Consider the following 26,065-nt stretch of genomic DNA (forward strand, 5'->3'; position numbering starts at 1 on the left):
TTCGTAGCCTACGATTCCGTAAGTTACCCGGCACCGCTCGCCGGTTTCTCTTACGTCCCCTGGAGTTCCCGTGACGATTACTTCCCCTCACCTCGGCAGCCCTTCCGTCTGGACCGACGCCAAGCTGCTGTACGCGTTGGAGGAAGTCGTCGAGCAGGAGCTGAACCGGCATCTGAAGGTCACCAAGGACTGGATGCCCCACGAGTACGTGCCGTGGAGCGACGGCCGCAACTTCCCCGGCTTCTTCGAGGACGGCGAGGCCTGGGAGAAGGGGCAGTCCAAGGTCACCGAGATCGGCCGGATCGCCCTGGTCGTGAACCTGCTCACCGAGGACAACCTCCCCAGCTACCACCACGAGATCGCCTCGCTGTTCGGCCGCGACGGCGCCTGGGGCACCTGGGTGCACCGCTGGACCGCCGAGGAGGGCCGCCACGGCATCGTGATGCGTGACTACCTGCTCGCCTCGCGCGCGGTGGACCCGGACAAGCTGGAGCAGTTCCGGATGGCCCACATGAGCGAGGGCTTCGAGTCGGACAACCGCCACTCGATGCTGCACTCGGTGGCCTACGTGTCCTTCCAGGAGCTGGCGACCCGCGTCTCGCACCGCAACACCGGCCACCAGTCCGGCGACCCGGTCTGCGACCGCATGCTGGCGCGCATCGCGACCGACGAGAACCTGCACATGGTCTTCTACCGGAACCTGCTGAAGGCCGCCTTCGAGCTCGCGCCCGACCTGACGATGATGGCGGTGCGCGACGTGATCGTGAACTTCCGCATGCCCGGTCACGGCATGCCCGGCTTCGAGCGGGCGGCCGCGCAGATGGCGATCGGCGAGATCTACAACATGCGCATCCACCACGACGACGTGCTCCAGCCCGTGCTGCGCTTCCTGAAGGTCATGGAGATCGACGGCCTCGGCCCGGAGGGGCAGAAGGCGCAGGACGAGCTCGGCCTGTACATGGGCGGGCTGGACTCGGAGGCGTCGAAGTTCGACGAGAAGCTGGCGGCGCGCAAGGCGCGGATGGCGGCCCGGGCCGCGGGCTGAAACGTCCGGGCGCGGCGGTTCAGTGGGACGTACGCCTGAGTTCCAGGCGTTCCTTCTCCGACAGGCCGCCCCAGACGCCGAAGCGCTCGTCGTTGTCCAGCGCGTACTCCAGGCAGGCGGAGCGGATCGGGCACAGACCGCAGATCCGCTTCGCCTCCCGTACGGAGCTGCCGGGCTCGGGGAAGAAGAAGTCCGCCCCGGTCTGGGCGCACAACGCGTCCTCCTGCCAGGCGAGGTCGGCCGGGGTGATTGTTTCGGTGTGCATGGCCAGCAGCGTGCCGGGCGGCGAAAAACGTTCGATCAACGCCGGATCAACGCGGCGCGCGGGCCCTCAGCCAACTCGATGATGGCCTCGCCGGGCAGGCCGCCGCACGGCGGCGCGCGGCACGGCCGACGTGTTTTCAGCTCTCCTGCGGCACGCTCTTGATCACCGCGAAGCGCGCACCGTAAGGGTCGACGAGCTTGGCCATCCGGCCGACGCCCGCCGCGTCGGTGGCGGGCATCCGCACTCCGCCGCCCAGCTCCCGCGCCTTGGCGACCACGGCGTCGGTGTCCTCGACCTCGAAGTACGGCAGCCAGTACGGACCGGACTCCGCCTCGGCCGGGTCGTCCGCCAGCGGCACCAGGCCGCCGAACATGGCGTTCTCGTCCGTCCCCGCCGGGTTGATGCAGGTGTACGTGCCGCCGGGGAAGGGCATGGCCGAGGTCTCCCAGCCGAACACGGCGTCGTAGAAGGCGGCGGCCCGGGCGATGTCCGGTGTGTAGAGCTCGACCCAGCACAGCGAGCCTGGGTCGCCCGCCACGTCGAGCCCCTTCCGGGCGGCGGGCTGCCAGATGCCGAAGGGCACGCCCGTGTCATCGGCGAGGATCGCGCTCCGGCCCTGCGCCATGACGTCCACCGGCGCCACGGGCACGCTGCCGTGGGCCTGCTCCACCGCCTTGGCCGTGGCGTCCGCGTCCGGGCTCTGGAAGTACACCGTCCAGGCCGGCGGGCCCTGCTCCGGCGTGGTCTGCATACCGCCCGCGGCGATCCTGTCACCGAGCTGGAAGAAGCCGTAACCGCCGCCCTCCGGCCCCGCCGACTGGAACTCCCAGCCGAACAGGGCGCCGTAGAAGGATGCGGCGCCGCCGATGTCGGACGTACCGACATCGACCCAGTTGGGAGCGCCGTTCACAAAACGGGTGCTGAGCATGGTGCCCTCCTCGAGGGGTCCCGTTGTCCCGTTGCCTGCTCTGCCGAGTCTTGCACCGCCCACTGACAATCGCCGTCGGAACGCGTCCGTCCCGGGCGGGCCGGATGTTCCGCCCGGCGGCGCGTGCGCGTCCTGGCGTTACGCCGAGACCCGTCGCACCAGCGTCGTGGGCAGCACCACACCGCCCGGCGCCGGGCCCTGCAACAGCAGCCGCGCCATCAACCGGCCCATCTCCTCGATGTCCTGACGAACCGTCGTCAGCGGCGGGTCGGTCTGTTCGGCGACCGGCAGCATGTCGTCGAAGCCGATCACGGCGACGTCGTCCGGCACGCGTCGCCCGCTCTCGCGCAGCACCCGCAGGGCGCCCGCGGCGGTCAGGTCGTTCGCGGCGAAGACGGCGTCCACGTCGGGGCACTGGTCCAGGAGTTCCCGCATCGCCCGCTCACCGCCGGCCGGCGTGAAGTCGCCCTCCACGACGAGCCGCGGATCGACGTCGGTCATGACGTCCCGGAACCCGTCGAGCCGGTCCACCGCGGAGGTCTGGTCGAGGGCGCCGGTGATGTGCGCTACGCGGGTGCGGCCGAGGCCGACGAGATGGCGTACGGCCTCGCGGGCGCCGCCGCGGTTGTCGCTGTCGACGTAGACCACGCCGCTCGTGCCGTCGCTCCAGCCGGGCCGGCCGCCGAACACGGTCGGGACCCCGGCGCGCTGGATCAACTCGGGCAGGGGATCGTCCAGGTGCAGGGAGAAGACGAGCGCGCCGTCGACATGGCCGCCGGCGAGATAGCGCCCCACGCGCGCGTGGTCGTCGCGGCCCTCGGTCAGCAGGAGTACGAGCTGGTTGTCGTGGGCCGTCAGCTCCTTGCTGATTCCGCGGAGTTGCAGCGCGAAGAAGGGGTCGGCGAAGACCCGTGTCTCCGGTTCGGCGACGACGACGGCGATGGCGTCGTGCCGCCGGGTGACCAGACTGCGGGCGGCCTGATTGGGGACGTACCCCAGTTCCTCCACCGCCCGCCGCACCCGCTCCACCAGAGGTTCCCGCACTCCGTCACCGCCGTTCACCACACGGGACACGGTGGCCCGTGACACCCCGGCCCGGGCGGCCACGGCCTCCAGGGTGGGACGAGGGGCGGTTTCGGTCACGTGGGCTCCTCCTCGGCGGGTGCCGATCAGGATAGCCCGCGCCACGTGCCGAGGTGAGAGCGCTCTCCGCACGCCCGTCAGTGCTCGTGCGGCTCATACCCGGGGATCGTTCCGTCCTTCTTCTTCACCAGGAACAGGCCCACCATCCCCATGTCGGAGTGGCTCTGGACGTGGCAGTGGTACATCCACGCGCCCGCTCCCACCCCCTCCCCCGCGATCACCTGGAAGCCGAAGGAGTCCGCCGGACCGGTGATCTTGTTGTCGATGACCTGGCTCGGGTCCTCGGGGCCGGTGAGCATGCCGGTGCGGTTGTCCGCCCAGCGGTGACCGTGCATATGGAAGGTGTGGTAGTACTCGCCGTGCGTGATCACCACGAACTCGACCCGATCGCCCACCGTGGCCTCGAAGTTGGGCCCCGAGTGCGCCGGCTTGTTGTTGATCAGCATGTCGTTGAAGACGACCGTGTGGGTCGCGTCGGGCAGGACGTCGCCCTGCCGGCGCACGATCACCGGACCGTACAGGCCCTTGCGGATGCCGCCGGTGCCGTGCTCGGTGCCGACGACGTGGTCGTGGTAGTGCCAGTAGCCCGCGCTGCCCGCCCGCCAGGTCCCGTCGGTGCGGCGGCCGGGCTTGTGGGTGCGCCAGGTGTAGGTGCGGGTGCCGCCCGGTTCGACGTCGCTCTTGTTCAACTTGGTGCCGTCGCTGGTGATTTCGTAGTCCAGGCCGTGGACGTGCAGGCTCGCCCGCACATCGGTCGTGTTCTCGAACTCGATGTGCAGGGTGTCGCCCTCGTTGAGTTCGATCAGTGGCCCGGGGATCGTCGCCTTCCCCTTCTCGAAGCCGTAGCCCAGCTGTCCGTCGGCGAACTTCTCGGCGTACAGCTTGATGTGCTTGACCGCGCCGCCGGCCGGAGCCGTCCTCGCCGCGGCGCTCTTCGCCGAGGCGTCGACACTGACGGCCTCGGAGGCCACGGACAACGATGTCGCGACGGCCGCGCCGCCCAGCAGCAGCCGTCTGTTGAACCCGCGTCTGTCCATGCGGAACTCCCCACCCTGATACGGAACTTGCGGAGGCGCACCTGTGATGAACTTGTGAGACGGTACCGGCCACACTCCCGTTTCTCCACACCCTGGACAAAGTTCGTGTCATTGCGGTCATAGGTATTGGCGGGTCGTGCAAAGAGGTCTAGCTTCCTTGGCGTTGTCGCTGTGACCGAGGAGGTGCCCATGCACTTACGAGGGTTGAGCACAAGAAGAAGACGGGTCTGGGCGGCCACCGTGACCGCCGGCGTCGTCGCCGCCGGACTCATGTCGGGTCCCGCCGCGAACGCGCGTCCCGACCCGGGATCGCCCTTGACAACGATGTCCATCAAGTCGCCGCCGGGCGGCGCGAATGTACGGGTGCTGGTCTTCTACGGCTCCGCGGCGGCCGGGGAGGAGTCGCCGGTCGTGAACGCCGGGATCGAGGCCATCGAGAAGATCGGCCTGTCCGGACCGGAGAACCAGCGCTTCAAGGTGGTGGCCTCGGACGACGCCTCGGTCTTCACCGACGAGACCCGGCTGGGCCGTTTCAACGCGATCGTGTTCCTGACCGGTGGCGGCGACGTCCTCGAACCCGAGCAGGAGGCGGGCCTGGAGGCCTACATGGAGGCGGGCGGCGGTTTCGTCGGCGTCCATGACGCGGCACGTGCGGAGCCGTACTCGGACTGGTTCACGGGTCTGGTGGGCGCCCGCCCGGCGGCCTCCAGCCCAACGGCCGTACAGCGAGCGACGGTTGAGGTCGGCGACCGGCAGCACCCCGCCACCAAGGACCTGCCGGTCCAGTGGAAGCGGCCGGACCAGTGGTTCAACTGGGTGAAGAACCCGTCAGGCGACGTGCACACCGTCGCGCGGGTGCGCGAGTCGACGTACCAGCCGGGAGCCACCGCCAACGGGTGGGACCACCCGGTGAGCTGGTGCCGTGACTACGACGGTGGACGCTCCTTCTACACCGGCATGGGCGGCACGGTGTCGTCGTACGACGAGACGGACTTCCGCGCCCATCTGCGCGGTGCGCTGCTCTGGACCACCCGCCTCGCGCAGGCCGACTGCAAGGCCACGATCAACGCGAACTACAAGGCGGAGCGCCTCACCCAGCCCAACCAGCCCGGTCAGAACGACCAGATCGGCGAGCCGCACGGCCTGGTCACCGCGCCCGACGGACGCGTGCTCTACATCGGCCGGGGCGGTGCCGACTCCTCCCAGCCGGTGATCACCGACTGGAACAACCCGGACATCGGCAAGGGCAAGGGCGAGATCCACGTCTACGACCCGAAGACCAAGAAGGTCACCCTGGCGGGTGCGTTGAGCGTCTTCGGCAACAAGGGCGGCGGCGACGAGCTGACCAAGGTCGAAGAGGGGCTGCTCGGCATCGAGCTGGACCCGCGCTTCGAGGAGAACGGCTGGGTGTATCTGCACTACACCCCGCACTCGCAGATCAACCGCGACACGCGGATGGCCGAGCGCCGCGTCTCCCGCTTCACGCTCGACCTCGCCACCAACAAGCTGGACCTGAGCAGCGAGAAGATACTGCTCAAGTGGCAGGTGCAGATCCACAGTTGCTGCCACTCGGGCGGCGGGATGTCCTGGGACTCGAAGGGCAACCTGTACATCGCGACGGGCGACAACAACTCCAGCGGCTTCAGCGGCGGCTACTCGGGCAACAACCCGCAGCCCAACTACAAGGGCGTCTCCTTCGCCGACGCGCGCCGCACCGCCGGCAACACCAACAACCTCAACGGCAAGATCCTGCGCATCCACCCGGAGCCCGACGGCACGTACACACTCCCCGAGGGCAACCTGTTCACCGGCAAGGAGACCGACGAGGGCGGCGGCAAGACGCGCGGCGAGATCTATGTGATGGGGGTCAGGAACCCGGCCCGCATCTTCGTCGACCAGAAGACCGACATCCTCTACGCCGGCTGGGTCGGCCCGGACGCTTCGGCGCCCTCCACGACATGGGGCCCGGCGAAGTACGACACCTTCGCCGTCATCACCAAGGCGAGCAACCGGGGTTGGCCCTACTGCATGGGCAACAAGCAGCCCTACCGCGACCGCAATCTGCCCGATCCGTCGCAGCCGCTGGGCTGGTACGACTGCGACCACCCGAAGAACGAGTCGCCGAACAACGACGGCCTGGTCAACCTGCCGCCGGTCACCGGCAACAACATCTGGTACTCGCCCCAGGGCGGCGCCCCGGACTACCCGCGGGACGCGAACGGCATCCCCTCGTACAAGCAGGAGGACGCCAAGTACCTGCTGCCGTGGCTCAAGGGCGGCGGCCAGGCCGCGATGAACGGGCCGGTCTACCGGTACGACGCCCAGAGCACGAGCGCGACGCAGTGGCCCTCCTACTGGGACGGCAAGTGGTTCGTCGGCGACTTCTACGACGCCGACCAGCCGCGCAACGCCGTCATCACCGACCCGAAGACCCACGGTGACGGCGGTCTGCCGATCCACTCGGAGTCGCTGAAGAAGATCGTGCCGATAGGCAACGACGGCATCAAGAACCTCATGGACTGGAAATTCGGTCCGGACGGAGCCATGTACGTCCTCGACTACGGCCGCGGCTTCTTCACCTCGGACCCCAAGTCGGCGCTGTGGCGGGTCACGTACACGGGCGGCGGGCCGACACCGGCCGCCGGCCAGCTGGCGAGGGGAGCGCAGTGATACGCCAACGAAGAATCCTGACGGCCCTGTTGGCCGCGCTCCTGATGATCCTGGGGCTCCAGTCCCTGCCCGCCGCAGGGCAGTCGGAGCCTCAGGCGGCGGCCGCCCAGACCCTCACCTGGACCGCGGGCGACGACATCAACAAGTACGCGTCCGCACCGGCCACGGCCGTGGCGGGCACGACGACGATCGTCTTCGAGAACAGCGTGGCGACCGGCAACACGACCGGCATGCCGCACACCCTGACGTTCGACGTCTCCGACCCGGAGTACAACAACGACGTCCCGCTGAACATCCTCGCCAACCCGAACGACGACCAGGGCGGCAAGCACACCGCCGAGGTCACGCTCACCCCCGGCCGCTACCGCTACTACTGCACCATCCCGGGACACGGCCAGATGCAGGGCATCCTCGTGGTGACCGAGGGCACCGGCGAGGACACCACCCCGCCGGAGACCTCGGCCCAGGTGACCGGCACGCAGAACTCGCAGGGCCAGTACGTCGGTTCGGCGAGCGTGACGGTCAACGCCACCGACGAGGACGGCGGCTCCGGTGTGGACCGCGTCGAGTACGCGATCGGTGACACGGGCGCCTGGCAGCCGTACACCACCCCGGTCGTCGTCGACCAGGTCGGCAGCCACAAGGTCCGCTATCGCGCCCTGGACAAGGCGGGGAACGTGGCCGCCGAGAAGAGCGTGCAGTTCACCGTCGTGGCGCCGCCGACCGACGACAAGACACCGCCCGAGACCTCGGCGACGGTGACCGGCGAGCAGAACGCGGACGGGGCCTATATCGACATGGCCACGGTCACGGTCTCCGCGTCCGACACCGGTACCGGGGTCAACACCATCGAGTACGCCGTCGGCGACGGCGCCTGGCAGCCGTACACCGCCCCGGTGATGGTGCACCAGGTCGGCACGCACACCGTGCGCTACCGCGCCACCGACAAGGCGGGCAATGTGGCCGCCGAGAAGAGCGTGCAGTTCACGGTCGTCTCGGCGCCCCCGCAGGACACCACTCCGCCCGTCACCGGCGTGAGCGTCGACGGCACGCGGAACTCCGACGGGGCGTATGTGAACAACGCCAAGGTCACCGTCAGCGCGACCGACCACGGCGGCGAGGTCACGAGCATCGAGTACTCGCTCGACGGCGGGCCGTACCTGGCCTACACCACGCCCGTGATCGTCGACCGCGTGGGCCCGCACACCGTGGCCTACCGGGCCAGCGACAAGGCGGGCAACACCTCCGAGCCGCGGACGGTGAGCTTCACGGTGGTGGCCGGGGGCGGAGTGCCCGCGCCCAACTGCCCGGAGTACGACGAGCGGTTGACGGTTCTCGTCGGCACGGTCGACTCGGGTGTGCCGAACCGGGTCACCAACAACCGGTGCCGCATCAACGAGTTGATCGAGGACGAGAAGGAGTGGACGTCCCACGCGCTGTTCCTGAAGCACGTACGGACGGTCCTGACCAAGCTCCTCAGTGAAGGCGTCATCGATCAGCGGGAGCACAACAGGATCCTCAAGGCCGCCCGTGAGTCCGGGATCGGCAAGCCCGGCCAGACCGAGGGCTACCGCACGATCTTCGACGGCACGGCGGGCTCCTTCGCCAAGTGGGCGCACGTGGGCGGCGGTTCGTTCGGGCTCAACCCCGACGGAACGATGACCAGCGGCACCACGAAGGCGGGCCTCGGCATGCTGTGGTTCCCGGAGCGCAAGTACGGCGACTTCTCGCTCCGGCTCCAGTGGCGGGACGACGCACCCGGCACGGGCAACGCCAACTCCGGTGTGTTCGTGCGGTTCCCGTGGATCCTCGACCATCCGGAGGAGCCGCGGCCGGAGTGGGCCGCCATCAAGTACGGGCACGAGGTGCAGGTCTTCGACAGTCCCAGTGGGGACATGTACAAGACCGGGTCGGTCTACGGCTTCGACCGGGTGGGGCTCGCCGGTGCGGGCGTCACCCAGAAGGGCACGTGGAACGACTACGAGATCCGCGTGGTCGACCAGCACTACTCGGTCTACCGCAACGGCGTGCTGATCAACGAGTTCGACAACAACGGCGGCCAGGACTTCGTCCCGCCCCGCTCGGACGACCCGGGCACGGACGGACGGCGGTTCGCCTCCGGCTACGTCGGGCTCCAGGTGCACGGCACGACGGATGTGGTCTCGTACCGCGACATCAGGATCAAGGAGTTGTAGATATCAAGGAGCCGTAGGCTCCGGCGGCGCCTCCTCAGGGGGCGCCGCCTTCTTCTTGGCCCGGCTCGGCTGCACCCGCGTCGGCTCACCCGGCATCTTCGGATACTCGGGCGGGTAGGGCAGGTCGCCCAGCCCGTGGTCGTGTTCGTCCTTGGCGGCCAGGTCCAGCAGGGCCTCCAGGGAGTAGCGGTGGTCGTCCATGTCCGCGTGGACGTCGCCCACTTCGGCGAAGCGCACCGGCATCGTCGCCAGGTCGAAGTCCCGGGGGTGCGCCACGCCGACCTCGTCCCAGCGCAGGGGCGCCGAGACGGGGGCGTGCGGGCGGGGGCGTACGGAATAGGCGGAGGCGATGGTGCGGTCCCGGGCGGTCTGGTTGTAGTCCACGAAGATCTTCTGCCCCCGCTCCTCCTTCCACCACTTGATGGTCACGTGGTCCGGCATGCGCCGTTCCAGTTCGCGGCCGACCGCGATCGCGGCGCGGCGGACCTGGGTGAAGGTCCAGCGGGGTTCGATGGGCACGAAGACATGCAGGCCGCGTCCGCCGGAGGTCTTGGGGAAGCCGCGCAGGCCGCCGAACTCGTCCAGGAGCGCGCGCAGTTCATGGGCGGCGCGGACGGCGTCGTCGAAGTCGGTGCCGGGCTGCGGGTCGAGGTCGATACGGAGTTCGTCGGGGTGGTCGACATCGTCGCGGCGCACCGGCCAGGGGTGGAAGGTGAGGGTGCCGAACTGGGCGGCCCACAGGACGGCGGCCTCCTCCGTGGGGCACATCTCATCGGCGCTGCGGCCGCTGGGGAAGGTGATGTGGGCGGTGGGGATCCAGTCGGGCATGTTCTTCGGGGCCCGTTTCTGGAAGAAGTTCTCGCCGGTCACGCCGTCCGGGTAGCGCTCCAGGGTGGTGGGGCGGCTGCGCAGGGCGCGCAGGATGCCAGGGCCGACGGCGATGTAGTACTGGGCGAGGTCCAGCTTGGTGAAACCGCGCTCCGGAAAGAAGATCTTGCCCGGGCTGGACAGCCGTACCGTCCGGCCGCCCGCCTCCAGTTGCACCGCTTCACCCATGCGAGCCACGGTAGGCCCAACACCCGTCCCTCGCACACCGGGCGTTCGCGGCTTCACGCGCGCAGAATCAGAACATGGACCTCCCTGTGATGCCACCCGTGAAGCCGATGCTCGCCAAGTCGGTCGCGAAGATCCCGCCGGACATGCACTACGAGGCGAAGTGGGACGGCTTCCGGGCCATCGTGTTCCGCGACGGGACCGACGTGGAGCTCGGCAGCCGCACCGGCAAGCCGCTGACCAGGTACTTTCCGGAGCTGGTGGTGGCGTTGCGGGAGAGGCTGCCGAAGCGCTGTGTCGTGGACGGCGAGATCGTGATCGCCCGTGAAGGGCGGCTCGATTTCGACGCGCTGACCGAGCGCATCCACCCGGCGGACTCCCGGGTGCGGATGCTCGCCGAGAAGACCCCGGCCTCCTTCGTCGCCTTCGACCTGCTGGCCCTGGACGACGAGTCGCTGCTGGACGTCCCGCTGAGCGACCGCCGGGCCCTGCTGACCAGGGCGCTGGACGGGGTGACGGCACCCGTGCACCTGGCCCCGGCGACGACCGACATCGAGGTGGCGCGGCAGTGGTTCGACCAGTACGAGGGGGCGGGCCTCGACGGCGTCATCGCCAAGCCGCTCGCGGTGCACTACCTCCAGGACGAGCGGGCGATGTTCAAGATCAAGCACGAGCGCACGGCGGATGTCGTCGTCGCCGGCTACCGCTTCCACAAGAGCGGTCCGGTCGTGGGCTCGCTGCTGCTCGGCCTCTACGACGATCAGGGCACCCTCCAGCACGTGGGCGTCTCCGCCGCCTTCTCGATGAAGCGCCGGGCCGAACTCGTCGAGGAACTGGAGCCGTTGCGGATGGACGATGTCGCCGGGCACCCCTGGGCGGCCTGGGCCGAGGAGGCGGCGCACGAGTCGGCGCGGCTGCCCGGTGCGCCCAGCCGCTGGTCCGGCAAGAAGGACCTGTCCTGGGTGCCGCTGCGGCCGGAGCGGGTCGTCGAGGTGGCGTACGACCACATGGAGAACGGGGTCCGCTTCCGGCACACGGCCCGGTTCCGCCGCTGGCGCCCGGACCGGGAGCCGCACAGCTGCACCTACGCGCAGCTGGAGGAGCCGGTGAGCTATGACCTGGCGGAGATCTTCGGCCCCATGACGGAAACCTCGACGGACTGAAACCCCGACGCGCCCAACCCCAGACGGCCTGTAACCCCGATCAGATCCGATCAGGTATGGCTAACAATCGACCTATACGTGCACAATCGTTGACACGAGACAGGTGGCAACGGTGGGCATGGGACGCAAGGCGCGCACGCGACGCGCCACAACGGGGGTGGCGGTCCTGGCCGCCCTGATGACGCTCTCCCTGGCGGCAGGCTGCACCTCGTCGGGCGACGACGGACGCGGACCGGGCCAGGAGCAGAGCGAGCGGCCGTCGCAGAGCCGGGCGGCCGAGGGCTCGGTGCTCGCCGTGAAGATCGACAACGTCCGCTCGGCCCGCCCCCACACGGGGCTCGACTCCGCGGACATCGTGTACGTCGAGCAGGTCGAGGGCGGCCTGAGCCGGCTGATGGTGGTGTACGCGACCAAGCTGCCGCCGGTGATCGGCCCGGTGCGCAGCGCCCGCGAGTCCGACCTGGAGCTGCTGCGCCAGTTCGACCGGCCCACGCTCGCCTTCTCGGGGGCCCAGCGCAGGCTGCTCCCGCTGATCGACGAGGAGCCGGTGAACGCCCAGCCGCCCGGCAAGGCGTCCGACGCCTACTACCGGGGCACGGCCACGCCCGCCCCGCACAACCTCTATCTGCGGCCCGACCGGCTGATGACCTCCGCGCCCGGGGCGGACGCGCTGACGACCGGATTCCGCTACGGCGCCGCACCCTCGGGCGGCACACCCGAGACGTCCCTGACCGTGCGCTACCCGGCCGCCCGGTTCACCTTCACCTGGTCCGAGAGCCGCGACCGCTGGCTGGTGTCGATGGACGGTTCGCCGACGGTGACCACCGACGGAGCGCGGGTGGCACCGGCGACGGTCGTGATCCAGCACGTGAACGTGCGCGAGTCCGATTTCCACGACTCCCTCGGCAACACCACGCCGTACACCGAGACGGTCGGCGCGGGCAGGGCGGAGGTGTTGCGCGACGGCAAGGCCTTCGACGCCGACTGGAAGCGCGCGAGCGCCACCGACGGCACGGAATTCACCACCGGCAACGACATGCCGGTCAACTTCGCCGAAGGCCAGGTGTGGGTGGTCTTCACGGGGGCCTGACCCTCGTAGCCGACCCTCGAAGAGACGCCTCTACCCCGCCTTCGACGCCGTAAGAGGTTCCGTCGGATTGCGCAGCCCCTCCGCCGCGTCCGAGACACGGCGGAGGAGGTCGAAGAAGACGGTCTGCTCCTCGGCGGAGAGCGGGGCCAGGAAGACCTGGTTCATCCGGGCCGTACGGACCGTGAGCTTGCGGTGGGTCCGGGTGCCCTCGTCCGTCAGCCGCAGCAGGAAGCGCCGGCCGTCCTGCGGGTCGCGCACCTTGTCGAGCAGACCCCGGCGGCCGAGCCGGCTGATCACCTCGGCGATGGTGGACCGGTCGAGCCCCACACGCTCCCCCACCGTGCGCTGGTCGAGGCCCGGCTCGGCGACGAGCGCGTTCAGGACGGCGAACTGCGGTGACGTGATCTCCTCGGAGACCATGGTGTTCCACAGCAGGTAGTGAGCCTGCTGGAGGCGCCGGGCCAGGTGCCCGGGGTGGGTGGTGAGGTCCACCGCGGCCATGTGCGCTCCCGAGTCGTATTGGTTGGTGCACTGAAGACCAGCGAGCCTTGACGTCAGACTCCCATAGTGGCAGCTTAAGAGAAAGCTCGCCGAAATACTCAGTGTACTGAGCAAATGGAAGTTGAGGCTGCGCGGATGGACAAGGTGGTCGCCACAGCCCTGGAGGCGGTGGCCGATGTGCCGGACGGCGCGACCCTCGCGGTCGGCGGATTCGGGCTGAGCGGTGTGCCGAACGTACTGATACAGGCGCTGTACGAGCGGGGCGTGAGCGGTCTGGGCGTCGTGTCCAACAACTGCGGGGCGATGGAGTCCGGTCTCGCCGTGCTGCTCGCCGCGGGCCGGATCGCCCGGGTGACCGGCTCCTACATCGGCGCGAACAAGGAGTTCGCCCGGCAGTACCTGGCCGGCGAGCTGGAAGTCGAGATGATCCCGCAGGGCACCCTCGCCGAGCGGCTGCGGGCCGGCGGCGCCGGCATCCCCGCCTTCTACACCCCCGCCGGTGTCGGGACCCAGGTCGCCGAGGGCGGGCTGCCCTGGCGCTACGACGGCTCCGGCGGCGTCGCTCTGGCCTCCCCGGCGAAGGAGGTGCGGGAGTTCGACGGCACCGAGTACGTGCTGGAGCGCGGCATCCGCACCGACTTCGCGCTGGTGCGGGCGGCGAAGGGCGACCGGCACGGGAACCTGGTCTTCAACAAGTCCTCGCGGAACTTCAACCCCCTCGCGGCGATGGCGGGCCGGGTGACGATCGCCGAGGTCGAGGAACTCGTCGAGCCCGGCGAGATCGACCCGGACGCCGTGCATCTGCCCGGCATCTTCGTGCAGCGGGTCCTCGCCCTGACCCCGGAGCAGGCGGCGGACAAGAAGATCGAGCAGCGGACGGTGAGCATCTGATGGCCTGGACCCGGCAACAGATGGCCGCCCGCGCCGCGCGCGAACTTCAGGACGGCCAGTACGTCAATCTCGGCATCGGCCTGCCGACCCTGATCCCCAACTACCTCCCGCCGGGCGTGGAGGTGATCCTGGAGTCGGAGAACGGCATCCTCGGCACCGGCCCCTACCCCACCGAGGACCAGGTCGACCCCGACCTGATCAACGCGGGCAAGGAGACCGTCACGGTCCTGCCCGGCGCCTCCTACTTCGACTCGGCACTGTCCTTCTCAATGATCCGCGGCGGGCACATCGACGTCGCGGTGCTCGGCGCGATGCAGGTCTCCGCCCGCGGGGACCTTGCCAACTGGGCCATCCCCGGCAAGATGATCACCGGGATCGGCGGCGCGATGGACCTGGTGCACGGCGCGCGTACGGTGATCGTGGTGATGACGCACACCGCCAAGGACGGCTCCCCGAAGATCCTTGAGGAGTGCGCGCTGCCGCTCACCGGGAAGGCGTGTGTGAACCGGATCATCACCGACCTCGGTGTGCTGGACGTGACCGACGACGGCCTGGTGCTCGTCGAGACGGCGCCCGGTGTGAGCGTCGACGAGATCACCGGCAAGACCGACGCCAAGCTGACCGTAGCGGAGGGCCTGAAGTGAAGTCCGCAGTCAAGAACGTCTACATCGTCGACGCGGTGCGCACGCCGGTCGGCCGCTACAACGGCGGTCTGGCGAGCGTGCGCCCGGACGACCTGGGCGCCCACGCCATCCGCGAACTCCTCGCCCGCACACCGCAGTTGGACCCCTCCCGGATCGAGGACGTCTACTTCGGCAACGCCAACGGCGCGGGTGAGGAGAACCGCAACGTGGGCCGCATGGCCGCGCTGCTGGCCGGACTGCCGACGTCCGTGCCGGGCGTCACCGTGAACCGGCTGTGCGCGTCGGGTCTGGAAGCCGTGATCCAGGCGGCCCGGGCGATCGCCGTCGGGGACGCGTCCATCGCCGTGGCCGGTGGTGTGGAGTCGATGACCCGGGCGCCCTATGTGCTGCCGAAGTCCGACAAGCCGTTCCCGGCCGGGCACGCCGAGCTGTACTCCACCACGCTCGGATGGCGCATGGTCAACCCGAAGATGGAGCCGCAGTGGACGGTGCCGCTGGGTGAGAGCGCGGAGCTGATCGCCGAGAAGCACAAGATCAGCCGTGAGCAGCAGGACGAGTTCGCGCTGGCCTCCCATCAGAAGGCCGCGCGCGCCCAGCAGGCGGGGCTGTTCGACGCCGAGCTGGCGCCGGTGCCGGTCCCGCAGCGCAAGGGCGACCCGATCGTCTTCGGCACCGACGAGTGCGTCCGCGCGGACGCCTCCCTGGCCGCGATGGCGAAGCTGAAGCCGTCCTTCCGCACCTCCGAGGGCACGGTCACCGCAGGCAACGCGTCGCCGCTGAACGACGGTGCCGCGGCGCTGCTTCTCGTGGACGAGGAGGGCCTGAAGGCCACGGGGCGTGAGCCGCTCGCCCGGATTTCCGCGACCGGTGTCAACGCCCTCGATCCGCACTACTTCGGACTCGCCCCCGTCGAGGCGGTTGCGCGGGCGCTGGCCAAGGCGGGCAGGGGGTTTGATGATCTGTCGGTGCTGGAGTTGAACGAGGCGTTCGCCGCGCAGGTGTTGGGGTGTGTCGCCGAGTGGCCCGAGTTCGATCCGGCGATTCTCAATCCGCAGGGTGGGGCGATCGCGCTGGGTCATCCGCTGGGGGCGTCGGGGGCGCGGCTCGCGGGGACCGTTGCCCATCAGCTTGCGCGCGCGGGGAGTGGGGTTGGTGTCGCCACGCTCTGTATCGGCGTGGGCCAGGGTCTTGCCCTCGTCCTCGAACGGTAGAGGGTCCTCTGGTTGTCCGGAGGCTGCGGGCCCGTTGTGGCTGGTCGCGCAGTTCCCCGCGCCCCTAAAGGGGCGTACCCCTCGCCTCCCGTTTTCACTGGACCGTCAGGAAGCTTCAGGAACTCCCCCATGACTCTCACCCAGCACGACATCGACCTTGAAATCGCCGCCGAGCACGCCGCCTACGAGAAGCGTGTCGCCGACGGTGCTCCCGTCGAGCACCAGCCGCGCCGCGGCTATGCCCCGTACCGGTCCTCGGTTCTCCGGCATCCGAAGCAGCCGCCGGTCGCCATCGACGTGTCCAAGGACCCGGAGCTGGTGGAGCTGGCCTCCCCCGCCTTCGGCGAGCGGGACATCACCGAGATCGACAATGACCTCACACGGCAGCACAACGGTGAGCCGATCGGGGAGCGGATCACCGTCTCCGGGCGTCTGCTGGACCGGGACGGGCACGCGATCCGGGGGCAGCTGATCGAGATCTGGCAGGCCAACTCGGCGGGCCGGTACGCGCATCAGCGTGAGCAGCACGACGCGCCGCTGGATCCGAACTTCACGGGTGTGGGCCGCACGCTGTCCGACGACAGCGGCTTCTACTCGTTCACCACCATCCAGCCGGGCCCGTACCCGTGGCGGCAGCACGTCAACGCCTGGCGGCCGGCGCACATCCACTTCTCGATCTTCGGGTCGGCGTTCACGCAGCGGCTGGTGACGCAGATGTACTTCCCGAGCGATCCGCTGTTCCCGTACGACCCGATCATCCAGTCGGTGACGGACGACGCGGCCCGGCAGCGGCTGGTGGCGACGTACGACCACAGTCTGTCGGTGCCGGAGTTCTCGATGGGCTACCACTGGGACATCGTGCTCGACGGGCCGAACGCCACCTGGATCGAAGAGGGACGCTGACCCACGATGACGAAGATCGACACGAGCAATCCCGAGGCCGTGCTCCCGACCCCGTCGCACACGGTCGGCCCCTTCTACGGTCATGCCCTGCCATTCCCGGGCGGCGGCGACATCGCGCCGATCGGCCACCCGGACACGATCGCGCTGCAGGGGTACGTCCTGGACGGGGAGGGCAAGCCGCTGCCCGACGCGTTCGTGGAGCTGTGGGGCGCCGATCCGGACGGCCATGTGCCGCGGGTCGACGGTTCGATGCGGCGCGACCCGGCGAGCGGTGGCTTCCTGGGCCGCAACGGCGTGGAGTTCACCGGCTGGGGGCGGATCCAGACGGACGCCAATGGCCACTGGAGCGCGCGGACGCTGCGGCCCGGGGCGCGTGGGCAGAGTGCGCCGTACATCAGTGTGTGCGTCTTCGCGCGCGGGCTGCTGGTGCATCTGTTCACCCGGATCTATCTGCCGGGCGACGAGGCCGCGCTGGCCGCCGACCCGCTGCTGGCACGGTTGGACCAGGACCGACGCGACACGCTGATCGCCACGGACGGGGGCAATGGCACATACCGTTTCGACATCCGCCTTCAAGGCGAAGGCGAAACGGTCTTCCTGGAGTTCCAGTGACAGCTGCCGAACCCGACACCGGCCTGCTCGCCCCCGGGTGGGCAGGCTCCCCCGCCGCCGCGGCCACCGGCGACGGCGCCTATCTGACGGCGCTGCTCGACGCGGAGGCCGCGCTGACGCGCGCCCAGGCCGCACTGGGGCTCGCCCCGGCCGAGGCCGCCGGCGCGGTGACGGAGGCGGCGGATGCCCGGCACTTCGACGTGGCCTCGATCGCCGAGCGCGCGCGGGGCGGCGGGAATCCGGTCATCCCCCTGGTCGCGGATCTGACCAAGGCGGTCGGCGAGGAGTACGGCCCCTACGTCCACCGGGGCGCGACCAGCCAGGACATCATGGACACGGCGACGATGCTGGTCGCCTCCCGCACCCTGGACCTCCTCCTCACCGACCTCGGCCGCACGGAGCGCGCGCTGGCCCGGCTGGCCACCGAGCACCGCGACAGCGCGATGCCGGGCCGGACGCTCACGCAGCACGCCGTACCGACGACGTTCGGGCTGAAGGCGGCCGGGTGGCGGTCGCTGGTGCTCGACGCACGGGACCGGGTGACCGCCGTACGGGACGGGCTGCCCGCGCAACTCGGGGGCGCCGCCGGGACGTTGGCGGCCTTCGGGGCGTACGGAGCCGAGGACTCCGTGTCTCTCCCGGAGGCCTACGCGCGCGAACTCGGCCTGCGGGCGCCCCTGTTGCCCTGGCACACCCTGCGGACGCCCATCGCCGACCTCGCCGGTTGTCTCGCCTTCACGGCGGGCGCGCTCGGCAAGGTCGCCGTCGATGTCCTCACCCTCTCCCGCACCGAGATCGCCGAGGTCGCGGAGGGCAGTGGCGGGGGCTCGTCCGCCATGCCGCACAAGTCCAATCCGGTACGGTCCACCCTCATCGCCGCCGCCGCGCGCCAGGCACCTCAGCTCGCCGCCACGCTGTACGGGTCGCTGGCGGCGGAGGACGAGCGGCCGGCCGGGGCCTGGCACGCCGAGTGGGAGCCGCTCAGGGAGCTGCTGCGATGGGTCGGCGGGGCCGCCCGGGATGCCGTGGAGCTGGCCGAGGGGCTGCGGGTCAGGCACGATGTCATGCGCGAACACCTTGATCTCACCCATGGGTTGATCGTCTCGGAACGGCTGTCCGCCGAGCTGGCCCCGGTGCTGGGCCGGGCCCGTGCCAAGGAACTGCTCACCCGGCTGGCGTCCGAGGGGCGCCCGCTCGCCGAGGCACCGGAGTTGCGGGACGTCGACCTGGACCCGACCCACTACACCGGCTCCGCCGGAGCCCTCACCGACCGCGCTTTGGAGCGACGTTGAATCTCCTCAACCACCTTGTCGAAGGCCCCGCTTCCGCACCCCCACTGCTCCTCGGACCCTCGGTCGGCACCTCGTACGCCCTGTGGGACAAGGTCGCGCCCGAGCTGTCCGTCACGCATCGGGTGATCCGCTGGGATCTGCCGGGGCAGGGCGGCTCGGCGGCCGATCTCATCTCGGCAGGGGCGACCATAGGTGATCTCGCCGACCTGGTGCTGGCCCTCGCCGACTCGCTCGGCATCGAGCGGTTCCGTTACGCCGGTGTCTCGATCGGCGGTTCGGTGGGGCTGCATCTCGCGGTGCACCACCCCGAGCGGGTGGAGTCCCTCGCGGTGATCTGCTCGTCCTCCCACTACGGCGGCTCCAAGCCGTGGGAGGAACGGGCCGCGCTGGTGCGGGCCGAAGGGGTGGCGGGGCTCGCGGAGAGCGCGAACGAGCGGTGGTTCACGGCGGGGTTCACCGTGCCCCGGCTGGTCCAGGACATGCGGGAGAGCGATCCGGGCGCGTATGCCGCCCTCTGTGACGCGCTCGCCGCCTTCGACATCCGCGACCGGCTGCCCGAGATCTCCGCGCCCACGCTGCTGATCGCCGGGCGCGAGGACACGGCGACGCCACCCGCGGATCTGCGGGAGATCGCGGACGCGGTGCCGGGTGCCGCGCTGGTGGAGATCCCCGGCGCCTCGCATCTGGCGCCCGCCCAATGCCCCGAGGCGGTGCTCACCGCCCTGCGGGCGCACTTCGGCGGTTCCGCCCCGCGTGGCATGGAGGTACGGCGCGAGGTGCTCGGCGATGCGCACGTCGACCGGGCGCAGGACCGCCAGACCCCCTTCACCGCCCGCTTCCAGGATTTCATCTCGCGCTACGCCTGGGGCGAGATCTGGACCGACCCGACGCTCTCGCGCCGCGAGCGCAGCATGATCACGCTGACGGCGCTGATCGCCCACGGGCACTACGACGAGCTGGCCATGCATGTGCGGGCGGCGCGGCGCAACGGGCTGACCCCGGAGGAGATCGGCGCGGTGCTGCTGCAGACGGCGGTGTACTGCGGGGTGCCGGCGGCGAACTCGGCCTTCGCGGCGGCCCAGCGGGCGCTGGCCGAGGAGGACGAGACCGGCTGAGGGTGACCCTGCCGGTCGTAGCTTCAACGGCACCAAGCAGATGCCCGGCCCGTGTGCTTACGGTGGAGGCATGTCCACCATCCTGATCACCGGCGCCACCTCGGGTCTCGGCCGGTACATCGCCTTCGAACTGGTCCGCTCCGGACACCTGGTCCTCGCCCACGGCCGCGATCCGGGCCGTACGGAGCGGCTGGTCGCCGAGTTGCGCACGGAGGGCACCGCCGAGGGCTTCGTCGCCGATCTTGCCTCGCTGGCCCAGGTGCGCGACCTGGGCGCCCGGGTCGCCGCCTCCCACCCCGAGCTGGACGTGCTGATCAACAACGCGGGTGTGGGCTCAGGGCCGCGCGGCTCCGGACGGGTGCTGAGCGCCGACGGCCACGAACTGCGGCTGGCGGTCGACTACTTGGCGCCGGTCGAGCTGACCCGCGCCCTGCTGCCGGTGCTGCGTGCGAACCCGCCTGCCCGGATCGTCAACGTCGGATCGGCCGGCCAGGAGCCGCTCGACTGCGACGATCCCGAGTTCACCCGCGGCTACGACGGTTTCGCCGCGTACTGCCGCGCCAAGTTCGCGCTCGCCGCCCATACGTTCACGCTCGCCGAGGAACTCGACGGAACCGGCGTGTCCGTCAACGTGCTGCACCCCGCGACCTTCATGGACACGGCGATGGTCCGCGAGGGCGGCATCGCACCGATGACCTCGATCGCCGACGGCGCACCCGGCGTGCTGGCCCTCGCCACCCGCGACCTGGGCACGGGCGGCTACTTCGACGGAACGCGCCCGGCAAGGGCGAACGCGGCGACGTACGACCACGAGGTACGCAAGCGCTTGGCGGCGGTCACCGACCAATTGCTGCGCACCTGACTCGCGCCCCAAAGGGGCGCGGGGAACTGCGCGACCAGCCACGATGGTGCCGCAGACGCTCGACAGCCGTTCGCCGCACTTTCCGCGGCGCGCTCAGCGCAACCCGCGTCCCGTCTCCAGCACCTCGCGCGCCTGGGCCACCAATCCATCGGCGCCGCAGGAACGCGCCAGCGCCAGACCCCGGTTCAGCTCGGCGACGGACCGCGCGGCGATGCCGTACTCGACGCGGGCGGCGGCATGCTCGTACTGGCAGGGCGAAGCCTCCAGGTAGGCGACCGCCTGGGCGGCCAGCCGGACCGCGCGCTGGCCGGTCTCCAGGGCGGCGGCGCAGCGCAGGGCCTCGCCGATGGCGGTGTCCGTGCCGAACCGCTCGGCCTGGCGGCGCGCCTCGGAGGCGAGCCGGGCGGCGCGGGCCGGGTCCTCGGTGGCGAGGGCCCGGGCCAGGTCGACCGCCCAGGGGACCATCACCGGGTTGTGGTGGCCCCGCGCGCTCGCGGCCTTCTCCGCGGCCTCCAGCTCGTTGATGCCGTCCTTCGTGCGGCCGGTCGCCAGGAGGAGACGGCCGCGTACGGAGCGCGGTTCGGGGATGACGATGGTGGACGGGTAGGGCGGCCCGAAGCCGTGCTGCTCGGCGATCGACCAGGCCTCGTCGACATGCCCGCGGGCGAGCAGTGTGTCGACGAGGTTGCAGGTCGCCGTCCAGTACAGGGGAAGACCACGGCCCACGCGCTCGGCCAGCCGCAACCCCTCGCGCAGCGATGTCTCCGCCTCCCTGAGCCGGCCCCTTCTGCGATGGCCGAGACCGACGTAGGCGTGCGCCAGGGCGAGGTGGCCGCCGCTCCAGCCCGCGGACTCGTAGGCGCGCAGGGCCTCTGTGTACAGGGCGTCGGCACGGTCGAGGCGGTCGGTGTAGGCGTACGCGTTGGCCAGCATCAGCAGCAGTTCGAGGCCCCACTCGGTGTCGGTCCAGCCGAGTCCGGGGGCGAGACGGCCGTTGACGAGGGAGCGGTCGCACATTTCGACGACCTCCTCGGCGTTCTCGCCGTGGGTCATGGCGTCGAAGCCGCGCAGCATCAGCAGCGCACGCTCGGAGTTGTCCTTGCCGGTGCACGTCGCGGCGAGCCCGGCGAGCCGCTCGGAGCGGCCCGGGGTGGTCGTCTCGCCCGCGTAGATGCCCTCCCACATGTACTGCACGGCTTGCAGGCGCAGCTTGGCCGGGCCCTCCTCGTGCCGAGCGGCTTCTGCCTCGACCGTGCGGACGGCCTCCTCCAGCTGGTCGTTGTGGAGGAGCGCCTGGGAGAGCCGGAAGACGGCGTCCACGCGTTCGGCGCCGTCGAGGCCGGGCATGGCGAGCGCGGACTGGAGGTGGTCGATGGTGGTGGCGGGCGCGGTGAGCAGGGTGGCACAGCCCAGTTCATAGAGCACGCGCGCGTGGACCTCGGGCAGCGGCGGTTCCACCAGGGCGCGATCCAGACAGCGGCGGGCCGCGTCGGGGGCACCGACGGCGAGGTGTTCGCGGGCCGCCTCGCGCAGCTGCTCGACGACTTCCTCGTCGTCGTCCGGGTGGACCTGGAGGAGATGCCGGGAGGCCGCCGCGGCGCCCCGGCCGGAGTCGGTGACGACCTGGGCGGCGATGCCGTGCATCGCCGTGCACAGGGCGGGCGGGATGGAGTTGTAGACGGCGGTCGCGATCAGCGGATGCACGAACTCCAGGCCGCTGTCGCCGGTGCGGGCGGTCGCCGGGTCGGGTTCGGTGAGGATGCGGGCGTTGCACAGCAGTTCGGCGCAGCGCACGGCTTGGTCGTGGCTCATGGTGGCGAGCCGGGCGACCAGGTCCACGGAGATGTCCGCGCCGAGGATCGCGGCGGCCCAGGCGAACCGGGTGGCGTCGACGCCGAGTCCCTCCAGGCGGGCGACGAGGCCGCCGCCGCGGGCCGAGCGGTTCAGGGCGCGCAGTTCGGCGGCCTGTGCCTCGACGGGTTCGAGTTCGCTGTCCTGGACCTTGGCGAGGAGTTCGACGGTCTCGTACGGGTTGCCGCCGGTGACGGCCCATACCTCGCGGCAGAACGGGGCGTCGGCGTGCGGGCCGACGGTGACGCGGGTGAGGCCCGCGGTCGCGTCCGGTGTCAGGGCGCTCAGGTTGGTGACCGGTGCGCCCGCCGCCGCGGCGACCGCGTCGAGGTAGCGGGCGCTGTCGGCGCCGACCTCGCCGGGGCGGCGGGCCACCACGACCAGGACGGACAGGTCGTCGAGGCGTTCGGCGAAGGCGGCGAGCCAGCGCAGGGTCTCCTGGTCGGCCCAGTGGGCGTCGTCGATCAGCAGCACGAGCGGCCAGTCGCGCCGGGCCAGCCGGCGCACCGCGGCGACCAGGCCGTCGCACACGCCCTGCGGGTCGGCCTGCCGGTCGCCGGGGTCCGTGATGCCGAGGGCGGGGCCGGCGATGTCGTACCAGTCGCCGAGGTATTCGCGTGCCTCCTCCGGCATCAGCGACACCAGCGCGGGCTGGAGGAGTTGTCGTACGACATTGAAGGGGACGGACTTCAGGGTCTCGCCGCCGCGGGCCGACCAGACCGTGCAGCCGCGTGCCTCGGCGATGCGGCGGGTCTCGGCCAGCAGCGCGGTCTTGCCGAGTCCGGCCTCGCCCCGGAACACCAGGAGGCTGCCCGAGGACGAGCGGTCCGCGCGCAGGGTGGCGATCGCCTCCTCCACGGCGGCGACCTCCCGGTCGCGCTCCCACAGGGAAGCCGAGGCGGCCGGCGTGGGCCGTACCTCCGTCATCCCGCTACCTCCCCAAGTCGCCCGAACGACGTACCGAACCCGAGCGTAGCCCTCCGGTCGTCGCGGTGCGGGCGGGTCCGGGGAGCTGTTCCCGGGACGGGTGACAGTGCGGGCCCGCGGGCGACGCGAACGGCGTGCCACCTGCTGTTGTGAAGGTAACGGACCGTCAATACTCGTGGGAATGAAGGTGACTTTCGAGGAGCGGGGCACCGGTCGGTCCCGGCGAGCCCTGGTGGCGGGCTCGGTGGGCAATTTCATCGAGTGGTACGAGTTCGGGGTCTACGGCTACTTCGCGACGATCATCGCGGCACGCTTCTTCACCCCGGAGGGCGGCAGCGAGGCCGAGGCGCTGGTGAAGACGTACGCCTCCTTCGCGCTGGCGTTCTTCTTCCGGCCGGTCGGCGCGGCCCTGTTCGGCCGGCTCGGTGACCGGATCGGGCGGCGTCCGGTGCTGATCCTGGTGATCGTCCTGATGACGGGGGCGACGACGCTGATCGGTGTGCTGCCGACGTATGCCACGGTCGGGGCGCTGGCGCCGTGGCTGCTCACCTTTCTGAGGGTGCTTCAGGGGCTGTCGGCGGGCGGGGAGTTCGGGGGTGCGGTGTCGGTGATGACGGAGTTCGCGCCGCCGGGTCGGCGCGGGCTGTACGGGTCGTGGCAGTCGTTCACGGTGGCGTTGGGGCTGCTGGGCGGGGCGGGTGCGGCGGCTCTGCTGGCGACGGTGCTGACGGAGGACCAGCTGGGCGACTGGGGGTGGCGGCTGCCGTTCCTGCTGACGCTGCCGCTGGGTCTCGGGGCGCTGTGGCTGAGGCTGCGGCTGGACGAGACGCCGGCGTTCCGGGAGGCGGTGGAGCGGACGAGTCCGCCTCCGCGCGAGGTGGCGCGGGCCGTCGCGCTGGGTGCCGGGCGGATCATGGGCTGGGCGGCGGCCGGCTACACCTTCCTGGTCGTGCTGCCCTCGTATCTGCAGAGCACGCTGGACGCGACCTTCCAGCAGGCGCTGATCGCCACGGTGCTGGCCAATCTGGGATTCGCGCTCACGATCGTCCCGGCGGGACTGCTCAGCGACCGGATCGGGCGGCGGGCGGTGATGCTGACGGGGGCGGTGCTGGTGGTGGTCCTCGCGGTGCCGCTGCTCAACCTCCTGCAGGACGCGGGGACTTCGAACGCGGCGAAGGGCGCGGCGGTGCTCGGTGCCGGTGCCGTGGTCGGGCTGATGGCCGGGCCGGGACCGGCGATGCTGGCGGAGATGTTCCCCACTACCGTGCGCTACACGGGTCTGGGACTCGCCTACGCCCTGTCGAATGCGGTGTTCTCGGGGTGTGCGGGGCTCATCATCACCGAGACCGTCGAACGGACCGGGAACGTGGACGTCCCGGCGTACTACGCGGCGGCGACGTGCGCGGTGAGTGTCCTGGCCCTGCTCACGCTGCCTGCGAGGAAGGCGAGTTGAGACGATGCGGGTGATCGGCCTGATGTCGGGCACGTCGTACGACGCCATCGACGCGGCGGCGGCCGAGCTGGACCTCGTCGGGGACACGCTGGTGCTGAAGCGGCTCGGGATGGTGAGCGAGCCGTACGACGGGGAGGTGCGGGACGCGCTCGCGGCGGCGCTGCCGCCGGGTGCCGTCACGATGGCGGAGGTGTGCCGGCTGGACACGCGGATCGGGCAGGCGTTCGCGGCGGCGGCCGTGCGGGCCGACCGTGAACTGTGCGAGGGGCGGGCCGAGTTGGTCGCCTCGCACGGGCAGACCGTCTACCACTGGGTGGCGGACGGACGGGTGCACGGCACGCTTCAGCTCGGGCAGCCCGCCTGGATCGCCGAGGCGACCGGGCTGCCGGTGGTCGCCGACTTCCGGCCGCGTGACATCGCCGCCGGGGGCCAGGGCGCACCGCTGGTCGCACTGGTCGACCGGCTGTGGCTGCGCGGCCGGCCGGGGACGCCGGTCGCGCTGAACATCGGAGGCATCGCCAACCTGACCGCCCCTGACGGGACCGCCTTCGACACCGGCCCGGGGTGCGCGCTGATCGACGCGGCGGCGCGGGGGTTCAGCGGCGGGCGTCTGGAGTACGACAAGGACGGGGCGCTGGCGGCCCGGGGCCGGGTGCACCACCTGCTGCTGGAGCGGCTGCTGGCCGAGCCGTACTACGCGCTGCCCGCGCCGAAGACGACCGGCAAGGAGCTGTTCCATCTCCGCCATCTGCACGAGGCGCTCGCCGGGCTGGGGACACTGCCCGCCGAGGACGTGCTCGCCACGCTGACCATGCTCACGGCCCAGACGGTCGCCGACGCCGTGCGCGGGGTGGGCGCCACGGAGGTGATCGCCTCGGGCGGCGGGACCCGTAATCCGGTGCTGATGAGGAGGCTGGCCGAACTGCTGCCGGGGGTGACGGTGGGCATCTCCGACGAGCTGGGGCTGCCGTCGGACGCGAAGGAGGCGTACGCGTTCGCGGTCCTCGGGTTCCTCACCGTGCACGGTCTGCCGGGCACGGATCCGGCGGGCACGGGTGCACGGCACGCCCGCGTGCTCGGTTCGGTGACACCCGGCCGGGACGGACTGCGCCTTCCGGCGTCGGCGGCCGAGTCCCCCGTACGACTCGTACTGAAATGAGCACGCTCGCACCGAATCCGGTCCCGGCCTTCTCATCCGCCTTTCACCGACGCCT

Annotated in this window: 22 protein-coding genes; 15 read left to right on the forward strand and 7 right to left on the reverse strand. The window is 70.8% G+C overall.

The genetic code is table 11. The features are described 5' to 3' along the window. Positions 1 to 70: 70 nt before the first annotated feature. Positions 71 to 1,045: an acyl-ACP desaturase gene (locus tag ACTWQO_RS11565; protein WP_443237150.1), complete on the forward strand. Its 975-nt coding sequence runs from the start codon at positions 71 to 73 to the stop codon at positions 1,043 to 1,045. A 19-nt stretch (positions 1,046 to 1,064) separates the two neighbouring features. On the opposite strand, the gene ACTWQO_RS11570 is transcribed toward ACTWQO_RS11565, so the two are convergent. The 4 genes from ACTWQO_RS11570 to ACTWQO_RS11585 all read right to left on the reverse strand — a co-directional run bounded on the left by ACTWQO_RS11570 (position 1,065) and on the right by ACTWQO_RS11585 (position 4,418). After that, positions 1,065 to 1,310, reverse strand: coding sequence for a WhiB family transcriptional regulator (locus tag ACTWQO_RS11570; protein WP_443237151.1), 246 nt, complete (start codon positions 1,308 to 1,310; stop codon positions 1,065 to 1,067). A gap of 136 nt (positions 1,311 to 1,446) precedes the next feature. Beyond that, the gene (locus ACTWQO_RS11575) at positions 1,447 to 2,238 is read right to left on the reverse strand and encodes a VOC family protein (protein WP_443237152.1); all 792 of its coding nucleotides are present in this window, start codon (positions 2,236 to 2,238) and stop codon (positions 1,447 to 1,449) included. A gap of 138 nt (positions 2,239 to 2,376) precedes the next feature. Further along, positions 2,377 to 3,381, reverse strand: a complete 1,005-nt coding sequence (locus ACTWQO_RS11580) for a LacI family DNA-binding transcriptional regulator (RefSeq protein WP_443237153.1) — start codon at positions 3,379 to 3,381, stop codon at positions 2,377 to 2,379. A 77-nt stretch (positions 3,382 to 3,458) separates the two neighbouring features. After that, positions 3,459 to 4,418: a multicopper oxidase domain-containing protein gene (locus ACTWQO_RS11585; protein WP_443237154.1), complete on the reverse strand. Its 960-nt coding sequence runs from the start codon at positions 4,416 to 4,418 to the stop codon at positions 3,459 to 3,461. 189 nt (positions 4,419 to 4,607) lie between these two features. Here ACTWQO_RS11585 and ACTWQO_RS11590 point away from each other — a divergent pair, with 189 nt between their 5' ends. Then, a complete protein-coding gene (locus tag ACTWQO_RS11590; protein ID WP_443237155.1) occupies positions 4,608 to 7,088 on the forward strand; it encodes a ThuA domain-containing protein in 2,481 nt (826 codons plus the stop codon). A gap of 44 nt (positions 7,089 to 7,132) precedes the next feature. Beyond that, entirely contained in the window at positions 7,133 to 9,283 is a 2,151-nt protein-coding gene (locus ACTWQO_RS11595) for an OmpL47-type beta-barrel domain-containing protein (RefSeq protein ID WP_443237323.1), read from the forward strand. A gap of 3 nt (positions 9,284 to 9,286) precedes the next feature. On the opposite strand, the gene ligD is transcribed toward ACTWQO_RS11595, so the two are convergent. Continuing rightward, positions 9,287 to 10,339 carry a non-homologous end-joining DNA ligase gene (ligD, locus tag ACTWQO_RS11600; protein WP_443237156.1) on the reverse strand — a complete coding sequence of 351 codons (1,053 nt, stop codon included), beginning with the start codon at positions 10,337 to 10,339 and terminating at the stop codon, positions 9,287 to 9,289. A gap of 74 nt (positions 10,340 to 10,413) precedes the next feature. On the opposite strand from ligD, the gene ACTWQO_RS11605 reads away from it, so the two are divergent. Both ACTWQO_RS11605 and ACTWQO_RS11610 read left to right on the forward strand, forming a co-directional pair. After that, on the forward strand, positions 10,414 to 11,499 hold the full coding sequence (locus ACTWQO_RS11605) for an ATP-dependent DNA ligase (protein WP_443237157.1): 1,086 nt from the start codon (positions 10,414 to 10,416) through the stop codon (positions 11,497 to 11,499). Positions 11,500 to 11,617: 118 nt separating this feature from the next. After that, entirely contained in the window at positions 11,618 to 12,589 is a 972-nt protein-coding gene (locus tag ACTWQO_RS11610; protein ID WP_443237158.1) for a DUF3048 domain-containing protein, read from the forward strand. Between the two features lie 30 nt (positions 12,590 to 12,619). Here ACTWQO_RS11610 and ACTWQO_RS11615 read toward each other — a convergent pair whose 3' ends face one another. Next, positions 12,620 to 13,090, reverse strand: a complete 471-nt coding sequence (locus ACTWQO_RS11615; protein ID WP_443237159.1) for a MarR family winged helix-turn-helix transcriptional regulator — start codon at positions 13,088 to 13,090, stop codon at positions 12,620 to 12,622. Between the two features lie 135 nt (positions 13,091 to 13,225). On the opposite strand from ACTWQO_RS11615, the gene ACTWQO_RS11620 reads away from it, so the two are divergent. The 8 genes from ACTWQO_RS11620 to ACTWQO_RS11655 all read left to right on the forward strand — a co-directional run bounded on the left by ACTWQO_RS11620 (position 13,226) and on the right by ACTWQO_RS11655 (position 20,620). Next, the gene (locus ACTWQO_RS11620; RefSeq protein ID WP_443237324.1) at positions 13,226 to 13,981 is read left to right on the forward strand and encodes a CoA transferase subunit A; all 756 of its coding nucleotides are present in this window, start codon (positions 13,226 to 13,228) and stop codon (positions 13,979 to 13,981) included. Beyond that, positions 13,981 to 14,625 (forward strand): CoA transferase subunit B, encoded by a 645-nt coding sequence (locus tag ACTWQO_RS11625; RefSeq protein ID WP_443237160.1) that lies wholly within the window; start codon positions 13,981 to 13,983, stop codon positions 14,623 to 14,625. Before ACTWQO_RS11620 ends, ACTWQO_RS11625 begins: the two co-directional genes overlap by 1 nt. Beyond that, the gene (locus ACTWQO_RS11630) at positions 14,622 to 15,836 is read left to right on the forward strand and encodes a thiolase family protein (protein ID WP_443237161.1); all 1,215 of its coding nucleotides are present in this window, start codon (positions 14,622 to 14,624) and stop codon (positions 15,834 to 15,836) included. Before ACTWQO_RS11625 ends, ACTWQO_RS11630 begins: the two co-directional genes overlap by 4 nt. Before the next feature lie 129 nt (positions 15,837 to 15,965). After that, positions 15,966 to 16,739, forward strand: a complete 774-nt coding sequence (gene pcaH, locus ACTWQO_RS11635; RefSeq protein WP_443237162.1) for a protocatechuate 3,4-dioxygenase subunit beta — start codon at positions 15,966 to 15,968, stop codon at positions 16,737 to 16,739. Between the two features lie 6 nt (positions 16,740 to 16,745). Further along, a complete protein-coding gene (pcaG, locus tag ACTWQO_RS11640) occupies positions 16,746 to 17,351 on the forward strand; it encodes a protocatechuate 3,4-dioxygenase subunit alpha (RefSeq protein WP_443237163.1) in 606 nt (201 codons plus the stop codon). Next, positions 17,348 to 18,643: a 3-carboxy-cis,cis-muconate cycloisomerase gene (pcaB, locus tag ACTWQO_RS11645; RefSeq protein WP_443237164.1), complete on the forward strand. Its 1,296-nt coding sequence runs from the start codon at positions 17,348 to 17,350 to the stop codon at positions 18,641 to 18,643. The genes pcaG and pcaB overlap by 4 nt, the downstream gene beginning before the upstream one ends. Further along, positions 18,640 to 19,758: a bifunctional 3-oxoadipate enol-lactonase/4-carboxymuconolactone decarboxylase PcaDC gene (gene pcaDC / locus ACTWQO_RS11650; protein WP_443237165.1), complete on the forward strand. Its 1,119-nt coding sequence runs from the start codon at positions 18,640 to 18,642 to the stop codon at positions 19,756 to 19,758. The genes pcaB and pcaDC overlap by 4 nt, the downstream gene beginning before the upstream one ends. A 70-nt stretch (positions 19,759 to 19,828) precedes the next feature. Continuing rightward, positions 19,829 to 20,620 (forward strand): SDR family NAD(P)-dependent oxidoreductase, encoded by a 792-nt coding sequence (locus ACTWQO_RS11655; protein WP_443237166.1) that lies wholly within the window; start codon positions 19,829 to 19,831, stop codon positions 20,618 to 20,620. A 93-nt stretch (positions 20,621 to 20,713) separates the two neighbouring features. Here ACTWQO_RS11655 and ACTWQO_RS11660 read toward each other — a convergent pair whose 3' ends face one another. Then, on the reverse strand, positions 20,714 to 23,398 hold the full coding sequence (locus tag ACTWQO_RS11660) for an ATP-binding protein (RefSeq protein ID WP_443237167.1): 2,685 nt from the start codon (positions 23,396 to 23,398) through the stop codon (positions 20,714 to 20,716). A gap of 181 nt (positions 23,399 to 23,579) precedes the next feature. Here ACTWQO_RS11660 and ACTWQO_RS11665 point away from each other — a divergent pair, with 181 nt between their 5' ends. Together ACTWQO_RS11665 and ACTWQO_RS11670 are read left to right on the forward strand one after the other, a co-directional pair. Next, a complete protein-coding gene (locus ACTWQO_RS11665; protein WP_443237168.1) occupies positions 23,580 to 24,851 on the forward strand; it encodes an MFS transporter in 1,272 nt (423 codons plus the stop codon). A gap of 4 nt (positions 24,852 to 24,855) precedes the next feature. Then, positions 24,856 to 26,010: an anhydro-N-acetylmuramic acid kinase gene (locus tag ACTWQO_RS11670; RefSeq protein ID WP_443237169.1), complete on the forward strand. Its 1,155-nt coding sequence runs from the start codon at positions 24,856 to 24,858 to the stop codon at positions 26,008 to 26,010. Positions 26,011 to 26,065 lie beyond the last annotated feature (55 nt).

The organism is Streptomyces sp. 4N124 (assembly GCF_052245395.1).
Classification (GTDB): Bacteria; Actinomycetota; Actinomycetes; order Streptomycetales; family Streptomycetaceae; genus Streptomyces.

Coding starts and splice junctions, on each gene's coding strand:
- ACTWQO_RS11570 (WP_443237151.1), bottom strand. CDS start 1,310: ATGCACACCGAAACAATCACCCCGGCCGACCTCGCCTGGCAGGAGGAC.
- ACTWQO_RS11575 (WP_443237152.1), bottom strand. CDS start 2,238: ATGCTCAGCACCCGTTTTGTGAACGGCGCTCCCAACTGGGTCGATGTC.
- ACTWQO_RS11585 (WP_443237154.1), bottom strand. CDS start 4,418: ATGGACAGACGCGGGTTCAACAGACGGCTGCTGCTGGGCGGCGCGGCC.
- ACTWQO_RS11590 (WP_443237155.1), top strand. CDS start 4,608: ATGCACTTACGAGGGTTGAGCACAAGAAGAAGACGGGTCTGGGCGGCC.
- ACTWQO_RS11595 (WP_443237323.1), top strand. CDS start 7,133: ATGATCCTGGGGCTCCAGTCCCTGCCCGCCGCAGGGCAGTCGGAGCCT.
- ligD (WP_443237156.1), bottom strand. CDS start 10,339: ATGGGTGAAGCGGTGCAACTGGAGGCGGGCGGCCGGACGGTACGGCTG.
- ACTWQO_RS11605 (WP_443237157.1), top strand. CDS start 10,414: ATGGACCTCCCTGTGATGCCACCCGTGAAGCCGATGCTCGCCAAGTCG.
- ACTWQO_RS11610 (WP_443237158.1), top strand. CDS start 11,618: ATGGGACGCAAGGCGCGCACGCGACGCGCCACAACGGGGGTGGCGGTC.
- ACTWQO_RS11615 (WP_443237159.1), bottom strand. CDS start 13,090: ATGGCCGCGGTGGACCTCACCACCCACCCCGGGCACCTGGCCCGGCGC.
- ACTWQO_RS11620 (WP_443237324.1), top strand. CDS start 13,226: ATGGACAAGGTGGTCGCCACAGCCCTGGAGGCGGTGGCCGATGTGCCG.
- ACTWQO_RS11625 (WP_443237160.1), top strand. CDS start 13,981: ATGGCCTGGACCCGGCAACAGATGGCCGCCCGCGCCGCGCGCGAACTT.
- pcaH (WP_443237162.1), top strand. CDS start 15,966: ATGACTCTCACCCAGCACGACATCGACCTTGAAATCGCCGCCGAGCAC.
- pcaG (WP_443237163.1), top strand. CDS start 16,746: ATGACGAAGATCGACACGAGCAATCCCGAGGCCGTGCTCCCGACCCCG.
- ACTWQO_RS11655 (WP_443237166.1), top strand. CDS start 19,829: ATGTCCACCATCCTGATCACCGGCGCCACCTCGGGTCTCGGCCGGTAC.
- ACTWQO_RS11660 (WP_443237167.1), bottom strand. CDS start 23,398: ATGACGGAGGTACGGCCCACGCCGGCCGCCTCGGCTTCCCTGTGGGAG.
- ACTWQO_RS11665 (WP_443237168.1), top strand. CDS start 23,580: ATGAAGGTGACTTTCGAGGAGCGGGGCACCGGTCGGTCCCGGCGAGCC.
- ACTWQO_RS11670 (WP_443237169.1), top strand. CDS start 24,856: ATGCGGGTGATCGGCCTGATGTCGGGCACGTCGTACGACGCCATCGAC.